At 40.6% G+C, this 8,724-nt stretch carries 10 protein-coding genes; 9 read left to right on the forward strand and 1 reads right to left on the reverse strand.

What is annotated here, in order from left to right; translation table 11 throughout:
• Positions 1 to 520: 520 nt before the first annotated feature.
• A complete protein-coding gene (gene uvrA / locus AC37HE_RS07545; RefSeq protein ID WP_500782197.1) occupies positions 521 to 3,319 on the reverse strand; it encodes an excinuclease ABC subunit UvrA in 2,799 nt (932 codons plus the stop codon).
• 155 nt (positions 3,320 to 3,474) lie between these two features.
• Between uvrA and AC37HE_RS07550 the strand changes: the two genes are divergently transcribed.
• From AC37HE_RS07550 to AC37HE_RS07590, 9 genes are all read left to right on the forward strand, one after another.
• Positions 3,475 to 4,068: an RNA polymerase sigma factor gene (locus tag AC37HE_RS07550; protein ID WP_500782198.1), complete on the forward strand. Its 594-nt coding sequence runs from the start codon at positions 3,475 to 3,477 to the stop codon at positions 4,066 to 4,068.
• Positions 4,069 to 4,137: 69 nt separating this feature from the next.
• Positions 4,138 to 4,341, forward strand: a complete 204-nt coding sequence (locus AC37HE_RS07555) for a hypothetical protein (protein WP_500782199.1) — start codon at positions 4,138 to 4,140, stop codon at positions 4,339 to 4,341.
• A 104-nt stretch (positions 4,342 to 4,445) separates the two neighbouring features.
• Entirely contained in the window at positions 4,446 to 5,291 is an 846-nt protein-coding gene (locus AC37HE_RS07560) for an SPFH domain-containing protein (protein WP_500782200.1), read from the forward strand.
• A 68-nt stretch (positions 5,292 to 5,359) separates the two neighbouring features.
• Complete coding sequence (locus AC37HE_RS07565) at positions 5,360 to 5,554, forward strand: type II toxin-antitoxin system antitoxin (RefSeq protein WP_500782201.1); 195 nt, start codon at positions 5,360 to 5,362, stop codon at positions 5,552 to 5,554.
• Positions 5,551 to 5,760, forward strand: coding sequence for a zinc ribbon domain-containing protein (locus AC37HE_RS07570; RefSeq protein ID WP_500782202.1), 210 nt, complete (start codon positions 5,551 to 5,553; stop codon positions 5,758 to 5,760). Before AC37HE_RS07565 ends, AC37HE_RS07570 begins: the two co-directional genes overlap by 4 nt.
• 328 nt (positions 5,761 to 6,088) lie before the next feature.
• Positions 6,089 to 6,691, forward strand: coding sequence for a Crp/Fnr family transcriptional regulator (locus tag AC37HE_RS07575; protein WP_500782203.1), 603 nt, complete (start codon positions 6,089 to 6,091; stop codon positions 6,689 to 6,691).
• A 95-nt stretch (positions 6,692 to 6,786) separates the two neighbouring features.
• Positions 6,787 to 7,863, forward strand: a complete 1,077-nt coding sequence (locus tag AC37HE_RS07580; protein ID WP_500782204.1) for a cytochrome c3 family protein — start codon at positions 6,787 to 6,789, stop codon at positions 7,861 to 7,863.
• A 77-nt stretch (positions 7,864 to 7,940) separates the two neighbouring features.
• Positions 7,941 to 8,321, forward strand: a complete 381-nt coding sequence (locus tag AC37HE_RS07585) for a hypothetical protein (protein ID WP_500782205.1) — start codon at positions 7,941 to 7,943, stop codon at positions 8,319 to 8,321.
• A gap of 5 nt (positions 8,322 to 8,326) precedes the next feature.
• Positions 8,327 to 8,724 (forward strand): DUF5777 family beta-barrel protein (locus tag AC37HE_RS07590; protein ID WP_500782206.1); only part of this gene is annotated, 398 nt, incomplete at its 3' end.

Consider the following 8,724-nt stretch of genomic DNA (forward strand, 5'->3'; position numbering starts at 1 on the left):
CTAAATTACATGAGATTCGTGTTTATGCACCTTAAGTTACATCGAAGTGATCCAATTTGCAGAGGAGGGAGCCGAAAATGTTCCCCACAATTAATTTCTTCATGGCAGGATGAAGATGCTTCGTCCGGGGTGAGCCTAACTTATCCGGTCGGTGGATAAAGCAATGATGGTTTGACACTTCCACAACGGGCGAGGGCCTAAACAATGGCTGATTGTCATCTCCACAATGGGCGCGGACTTAAATAGTGGCTGTTTTGCATCTCCACAATGGGCGCGGGCCTAAGTGGTGACCGATTTTTAGCTCCACAACGAGCGCGGGCTTAATCTGTGTTTTGTACTTCCACAATCAGCGCGGACCAAAATGGTAACAAATTTTTACTTCCACAATCAGCGCGGGCTAAAACGAGGACTGTTTTTGACTTCCACAATTAGCGCAGCCATAAACTGTCATTGTTTTATACGATCACAATTAGCGCGGACTAAAAACGAAACTATTTAGAACTTGAAAATAATCAACGGGTCAAAGTTTTTCCTGCAAGGCTTGTCCTGTAAATGATTCTTTGCACTTCACCAGGTCCTCAGGCGTACCTTCAAATACGATTTTTCCACCATTTTTTCCGCCTTCCGGTCCCAGATCGATAATCCAGTCCGCCGATTTAATCACATCAAGGTTGTGTTCAATAATGATGATGCTGTGTCCGCGGGAAATCAATGCATTGAATGAGACCAGCAAAATGTTGATGTCGTGGAAATGGAGCCCCGTTGTTGGTTCGTCAAAAATGAAAAGGGTAGGGCTGTCTTTCTCTTTGGCTAAGAATGCAGCCAGTTTCACCCGTTGACTTTCCCCGCCCGATAAGGTTGAAGAACTTTGCCCCAGTTTAACGTATCCCAAGCCGACATCTTGCAAGGGCTGAAGCTTACTGGCAATCTTCTTTTCAGTGGAGTTTTTTCCTTCGCCAAAAAAATCGATGGCTTGATTCACGGTCATCTCCAGCACATCGTAAATGTTTTTTCCCCGGTATTGAACCTCAAGGATATCATCTTTGAAGCGTTTGCCGTGGCAGCTTTCACACACCAGGTGAACATCGGCCATAAACTGCATCTCAACGCTAATTTGACCTTCTCCCTGGCATTCTTCGCAACGTCCCCCGTCAACATTGAAGGAGAAATGGGCCGGCTTGAATCCCTGGTACTTCGAAGCTTGCTGGTCGGCAAAGAGCTTACGAATTTCATCGTATGCTTTCAGGTAGGTAACCGGGTTCGAGCGCGACGATTTTCCAATCGGGTTTTGATCGACAAACTCAACAGCTGTCAACCGTTTAAAATCACCTTTTATGGCATCGTGCTGGCCGGTCTTTTCGGTATAGGTGCCGAATAATTTCGCAACTCCGGGATATAAAATCCGGCTGACCAAGGTCGATTTACCCGATCCGCTGACCCCGGTGACGGCAGTGATGGTATTTAGCGGAAATTTGACCGAGACATTTTTCAGGTTGTTTTCCCTCGCTCCGATAACTTCAATATAGTTGTTCCATTTACGGCGGATTTTGGGTACTTCAATCTTTTTGCGTCCTGTCAGGTAATCGGCCGTCAAGCTGTTTTGAGCTTTGAGCAAAGCTTCGTGATCTCCCTGGAAGACCAACTCTCCACCATGTACACCGGCCTTAGGACCAATATCGATAATTTGGTCAGCTGCGCGAATAATTTCTTCGTCATGCTCAACAACCAGCACGGTATTTCCTATTTTCTGCAATTTGCGCAACACGTTAATTAACCGTTCGGTGTCTTTGGGGTGAAGGCCAATACTGGGTTCGTCCAGAATATAGAGTGAGCCAACAAGACTTGAGCCAAGAGAGGTGGCCAGGTTGATCCGTTGTGATTCTCCGCCGGACAGGGTTGATGATAACCGGTTTAGGGTCAGATAACCAAGGCCTACATCACAGAGGAAGTCCAGACGGCTTGTAATCTCAATTAAAATTCGTTTGGCAACTTTGGTATCGTGTTCACTCAGCTCCAGGTTTTTGAAGAATTGACGAAGTTCAATAACCGGAACCAGTACTAAATCCTGAATCGAAGTGTTACCAACCTTTACGTAACCGGCTGATTTTTTCAAGCGGGTTCCCTTACATTCTGGGCAGGTCGTTTTGCCGCGGTAACGAGCCAGCATTACCCGGTACTGAATTTTATAGGTATTGCTTTCCAGCATCTTAAAGAATGCATTGATCCCTTCAAAATGCTGGTTCCCTGTCCATAGCAGGTGGCGTTGCTCCGGGCTGAGCTCGTAATAGGATTTATGAATCGGGAAATCAAACTTAGACGCGGTTTTGATGAGTTGCTCTTTATATGCTTTCATCGTTTCACCTTTCCAGCAGGCTACAGCATCCTGGTAAACCGATAGAGCTTTGTTGGGGACAACCAGATCTTCATCAATACCAATCACTTTACCGTAACCTTCGCAGCTCGGACAGGCACCCACCGGGTTGTTAAAGCTAAACATGTGCTCGCTTGGTTCGTCAAACTCCATTCCGTCTGCCTCAAACAGGTTTGAGAAGTGTTCTTCTTTTTCTCCGTCTTCGGTATATACTTTAATAATACATTCACCATGGCCTTCGAAAAAGGCAGTTTGTGTTGAATCGGCCATCCGGCTCATATTATCCTCGTCACGAGTCGCCTGCAAACGGTCCACAACCAGGTTGCATTGACCGGTACATTTTGAAAGTGCTTCGTCTTTAATCAGCTCATCGATGCGTTGAATTCCTTTGGGGGTTTCAATGCGCGAAAAACCTTGTTGCAGGAGCAGTTCTGCTTCTTCCTCAATAGTGCGTCCGTTTTTTGTTCGCAATGGAGCACATATTAACATTCTTGTTTCTTCGGGGAATGAGCACATGAAGTCGACGACATCGCCAACCTGATGACGTTTTACTTCAGTTCCTGATACCGGGGAGATCGTTTTTCCGATGCGGGCATATAATAATTTTAAGTAATCGTATATTTCTGTCGATGTTCCAACGGTTGATCTGGGGTTGCGTGAATTTACTTTCTGTTCAATGGCAATCGCAGGGGGGATACCTTTGATGAAATCCACCTCCGGTTTATTAATTCTCCCCAAAAATTGACGAGCATATGAGGATAAGCTTTCTACGTAACGGCGCTGACCTTCAGCATAAAGGGTGTCAAAGGCTAGGGATGATTTTCCGGAGCCCGAAAGCCCCGTTATTACTAGAAATTTATTTCTTGGTATTTCTAATTCTACGTTCTTTAAATTGTGTACACGAGCCCCTTTTATGTGGATATTTTGTCTCTTTTTGCTGTCAGTCATCCCTTTGATTTAAATTTTATTAAGAAAAAATTTGCTTTTTTAACTGAAATCCAAGAATTTTACAAAGCGCAAATTTAATAAATAGTTTCACTCACATTTAAAACTGATTGCCTATAGGAGAATTTTACTTTTTTATTAACTAAGATTAGAAAGTAATGTTCAGCACACAAACTGAGAACGACAACATGCTCGTTCAAAACTTCATTAGAGGTGATCAGTCTGCGCTTGAGATGCTTATTCAGCGTCACAAAAACCGGGTGTACACGTACATCTTCCTGATTGTGAAAAATCAAGCGTTAGCCGAAGACATTTTCCAGGATACCTTTATTAAGGTCATCCGTTCGTTGAAAACAGGTAAGTATACCGAGAACGGGAAATTTATTTCCTGGGTGCTCCGTATATCGCACAACCTGATTATTGATCATTTTCGGAAAGAACGTCTGTTGAATACCATGTCGAATGAAGATTCTGATTTCGATTTGTTCAACTCGTCCAAGTTTTCTGACGAAAATATCGAGGAGCGGTTGGTTTTTGAACAGATTACAGCCGATGTTCGAAAACTGATTGATGAGTTGCCGGACGATCAGCGTCAGGTTATTATCATGCGCCATTATTTGGGCTTAAGTTTTAAAGAAATTGCAGATCGGACTGGTGTCAGTATAAATACGGCCTTGGGACGGATGCGATATGCTTTAATTAACTTGAGAAAAATCATTGAGAAGAACAATTTGTTGTTGACGAAAATTTAGAAGTTCGCTACAATATTCCGATTAAATAAGCGTTAGGATTGTGTAAGTTAAACATTAAAACTGATGCTTATGGATAGAACTTTTACATGGTTAGATTTTTTTATGGAATCAGAGGCTGATCTTCAGTCTTGTATTGATGACATGCTGAACGAGGAAGAACAGCATGTTCAAAGCGGTCCTTCAACGGATAGCCTGAGTAAAATATTAGATTTTGCAGCGGTTTATTCGGTTGAAGTTACTTCTTTGGGTGTTGCTGAGTTTTACAAAAACTAAAAAACGATTCTAATTTTATATTGAAAAGCATCTTGGAAAAGATGCTTTTTTATTTTAACTTGATGATATCATTTTGATATTAATATGAACTAAATCATCAAGTCATGGAAAAAAATTATTCTGCAATTTCTGGGTACCTTTTTGTTGCTCTTGAATTGATCATTGTTTTGTTGGTTGTATTTGGTATTGTAAGAGGAATGCTAATCCCGACAGGACTACTTATTCTCCTCTTTTTCTTTTTAATCCCTGGATTTGTGATTGTTAATCCGAATGAAAGTGCGGTGTTGGTTTTATTCGGAAATTATAAGGGAACAATTCGGTCGAATGGTTTTTTCTGGGCTAATCCTTTTTTGGCCAAGAAGAAGATTTCGTTGCGAGCTCGTAACCTGGATAGCGAACCAATTAAGGTGAACGATAAGATTGGAAATCCTGTTATGATTGGAGTCGTTCTTGTTTGGCGGGTTCAGGAGACCTTTAAAGCAGCTTTCGACGTGAATGACTATGAGCATTTTGTAACTATTCAAACCGAAGCGGCCATTCGTAAGCTGGCGGGCTTGTATCCCTATGATAATTTTGAAGATGAGGCAGCTGAAATCACTTTGAGAAGTGGTGGGGAAGAAGTCAATGAAGAATTGGAACGGGAGGTAACTGATCGCCTTAAGATTGCAGGTATTGAGGTTATGGAAGCCCGGATAAATTATTTGGCATACGCTCAGGAAATTGCCCAGGCTATGTTGAAAAGACAGCAGGCTACAGCGATTGTTGCCGCCCGATTCAAAATAGTTGAAGGAGCTGTAAGTATGGTTGAGATGGCGTTGGATGAGCTAAGCAAAAAAGACATCGTGCAGTTGGATGAAGAAAAAAAGGCAACGATGGTGAGTAACTTAATGGTTGTATTGTGTGGCGACAAAGATGCAACTCCGATTGTTAATACAGGTAGTATATATTAAAGGTATGCTTAAGTGAAAGGTCATGTGAATTCCGGTATTGGATGAGGTAACATAGGAAGGATAAGGATATGGCAGGAAAAAAAGCATTTATGCTAAGATTGACTCCGGAAGATTATTCCGCACTGGAAAAGTGGGCAGCGGATGAATTTCGGAGTGTTAACGGACAAATTGAATGGATCTTGAATAAAGCATTAAAAGAATCGGGGCGTAAACGACCGGATTCGGGTAAAGACAATAATCATTTTAGTGAGCAATCATCATGAAAAAAACTTATCAATGTGTTAAGTGTGGTTGTAAGCAACCGATAGTCGACCAAATTAGTATGACAGGGACTGGTTTTTCCCGGTTTTTCAATATTCAAAATCGCGTATTTACTGCGGTAAGCTGCTCTAAATGTGGATTTACCGAGTTTTACAAGGGGAAGAAAAGTAGGTTGGCAAAAGATATTTTGGACTTCATGACTAATTAATAATAAGGTTGTGCTATCTTGTGTTATATAGCATCTGTTTTTGTTACTTAGTTAGTAATGTGTTAAGTTTCAGATGTGGATTATTATATAGGTATTGTTTTCGGAACTTTACCTTTAATTTCGGTGCTGGATATTTCATAAATTCTACTACTTTTAATATGAATTTATGAAAAAATGTAGTTTTATACATAAGTCTTGATTGCCCATGTTTGATGATTCCGTAAAAAAAGATTGTTTAAGTTGCAAGATAAACTGTTGTGTAAATTGCTTTCCGGGAAAAGACGCAGTTCTTTTTAAATCGCTGTCTACTGATGAGTTAGAATATCTCATGCAGTGTAAACAGAATATTGTATTCAATCCGGGTGAAACAATTATTAAGCAAAATACTTCGACAACACATTTTGTCTGTCTGAAACAAGGAATGGCAAAAATGGTTGCTGAAAGCTCACGTGGGAAAAATGTTATCTTGAAAATATTGACCGGGAATAGTTTGATTACTGCAGGAGGAGTTGTGAGCGATGATATTCGTCACTTTACGGTCAGTGCAATTACACGTATCGAGTGCTGTTTTATCGATTCGGACCGGTTGCATAAGCTATTGGAAAATAATAGCAAATTTGCTTACGAACTATTGAAATACAATAACCGCCAAAATATACAGATGCTCGAAAGTCTGGTTGGTTTAACCCAAAAGTATATGCCCGGGCGCGTGGCTGATACCTTATTATACCTCAAAAACCAAATCTACCAGACAAATCCTTTCATATGTAACTTAAATAAGCAAGAATTAGCTGAAATGTCGGGTATGACAAAGGAAAGTTTTATTCGGAGTTTAAAGGAGTTGGAGCTTTCCGGTATTGTTCGTCATAATCGTCGTGAAATTGAGATTCTGAGTGAAGATGAGCTACTTATGATTAGCAGAAATGGATAGTTGATATATATCAATTCGAAGGCGTTCTTATATCACCCATCTTAATATTAGTACTAACTGTTTCGATTATATCTTTAAATCATTGAATTTATTTAATGATTGAGAAAATATTAATTGAAGTGTTAAAACCTAATATTATGAAAATCAAAACATTATTTCGCTTATTAACGATTGCAGCTCTTGTGCTGTTTGTTATTCCCTCGTGTGTAAAAGAGGGTCCTGCGGGAATGGATGGCGTTGACGGTACTAATGGTACTGATGGCGCAGACGGTGCGGCTGGCGCCGATGGTACAGCTTTTTGTATGGATTGTCATACCGACTCAAAGGTGGCAGAGATTACTTCGGATTGGAGTAGTTCAAATCATGCAATTGGTACTTCTTTTGCATATGCAGGAGGAAGAGAAGATTGTTCTCGTTGTCACTCGGGAGATGGTTTTACAACCTTTATTAAAACAGCTGCGGCCGACACAGTTACTAGTACAACACCTATAACTTGTGGAGCTTGTCACTCACACGGTAATAGTGATATTCCTACTTTCCAGGATGATAATGGTGATCCTGTATACATTCGCACTACTGCGGCTGTGTCAGAAATTATTGATGAAGGAAACACAATTGATTTGGGTGGTCCATCCAACTTATGTGTGAACTGTCACCAGGCAAGAACAGGTTATCCGGAAGCTGACACTGATGGTAATTTTGCAATTACCAGTACGCACTATGGCCCTCACCATGGACCTCAAGGAAATATGATTGTTGGAGCGGTAGGTTATAAATTTGCAGGATCGGTTGATTATCCAGCTACAGGAAACACTGCCACAAAACATGCTGAGGCAGGGTGTGTAACATGCCATATGTATGAAGCTTCTGATTATCCAAGTCATACTTTCGCACCAAATGTAAATGCTTGTGCGCAATGTCATGGTGATGTAACAGACTTCGATATTGATGGGGTTCAAACAGAAGTTACTGGTTTGTTGACAACATTGGAGTCAAAGTTGGAAGAAAAAGGTGTGATGGCTAGTGGTACTGTTGTTCCAGGAACTTATGAAGTTACTTTAGCAAGGGCTTATTACAACTATATCCTTTGTGAAGAAGACCGTAGTGAAGGTGTGCATAACCCAGACTATATTAAAGCTCTTCTTCAGAATACGATTGAAGCTCTCCAATAAGAGAAGATTGATATAAAAAAAAGCTTCTTGAAAACAGAAGCTTTTTTTAAACCATTTTACAAGCAAAAGTTTTGAATATGAAAAAATATAAATTATTTCTTTTTGCTGCTCTGTTGGGGATGGTGTTTAGTGCTTGCCAGTATGAATTTATACCTGCCCCTGTGATAGAGGATGTGAGTGGGCAAACACTAAGTTTTCAGACGGATATTTTGCCGATATTTTCGTCTGGTTCTCCTGCGTGTACTCAATGCCACTATACCGGAGGACAATCTCCTGATTGGTCAGCGGCCAATGCGTACCAGAGCCTTTTGAATAATATTGATGAAACCAACCCGGAACAGAGTCATATTATAGAGCATGTAGGTCCGAATTCAACCAGCCACACACAAAGGCATCTATCAGCCAATGATGTCAACCTGATTGAAACCTGGATTGAACAGGGAGCTCTAAATAATTAGTGAAAATGAAAAGCAATCAAATTATGAAGTATAAAATATTATTCATTCTATTGAGTCTGTTGGTTTGCACTAATTCATGGGCTCAGGAAGAAGAAAGTGATAGTCCTGTTACCGATGCTTTCGCCGGTACTATGATTATCGACAATCAAACTTCCTATATTCCATCAGCTAAGACTTTGGAATTTGTGATCTCACATAAATTTGCTCCCATTGAGAATGGCCATTCAGATTTGTGGGGTATTTATAGTTCAGCCTCCGACATTCGTTTGGGATTAAATTATGTACCTATTGAAAATGTTCAAATTGGAGCAGGTATCTCTAAGTATCGGAAAGATCCTGATTTTAACTTAAAATGGAATGTTCTGAAGCAAACTACCAGCAACAAAATTCCTGTATTTGTTAC

The organism is Mangrovibacterium sp. (assembly GCF_059905295.1).

Excerpts from the sequence above, each read along its gene's own strand:
- AC37HE_RS07570 (WP_500782202.1), top strand. The coding sequence starts at position 5,551 with ATGAAAAAAACTTATCAATGTGTTAAGTGTGGTTGTAAGCAACCGATA.
- AC37HE_RS07550 (WP_500782198.1), top strand. The coding sequence starts at position 3,475 with ATGTTCAGCACACAAACTGAGAACGACAACATGCTCGTTCAAAACTTC.
- AC37HE_RS07585 (WP_500782205.1), top strand. The coding sequence starts at position 7,941 with ATGAAAAAATATAAATTATTTCTTTTTGCTGCTCTGTTGGGGATGGTG.
- AC37HE_RS07565 (WP_500782201.1), top strand. The coding sequence starts at position 5,360 with ATGGCAGGAAAAAAAGCATTTATGCTAAGATTGACTCCGGAAGATTAT.
- AC37HE_RS07560 (WP_500782200.1), top strand. The coding sequence starts at position 4,446 with ATGGAAAAAAATTATTCTGCAATTTCTGGGTACCTTTTTGTTGCTCTT.
- AC37HE_RS07555 (WP_500782199.1), top strand. The coding sequence starts at position 4,138 with ATGGATAGAACTTTTACATGGTTAGATTTTTTTATGGAATCAGAGGCT.
- uvrA (WP_500782197.1), bottom strand. The coding sequence starts at position 3,319 with ATGACTGACAGCAAAAAGAGACAAAATATCCACATAAAAGGGGCTCGT.
- AC37HE_RS07580 (WP_500782204.1), top strand. The coding sequence starts at position 6,787 with ATGATTGAGAAAATATTAATTGAAGTGTTAAAACCTAATATTATGAAA.
- AC37HE_RS07575 (WP_500782203.1), top strand. The coding sequence starts at position 6,089 with ATGCAGTGTAAACAGAATATTGTATTCAATCCGGGTGAAACAATTATT.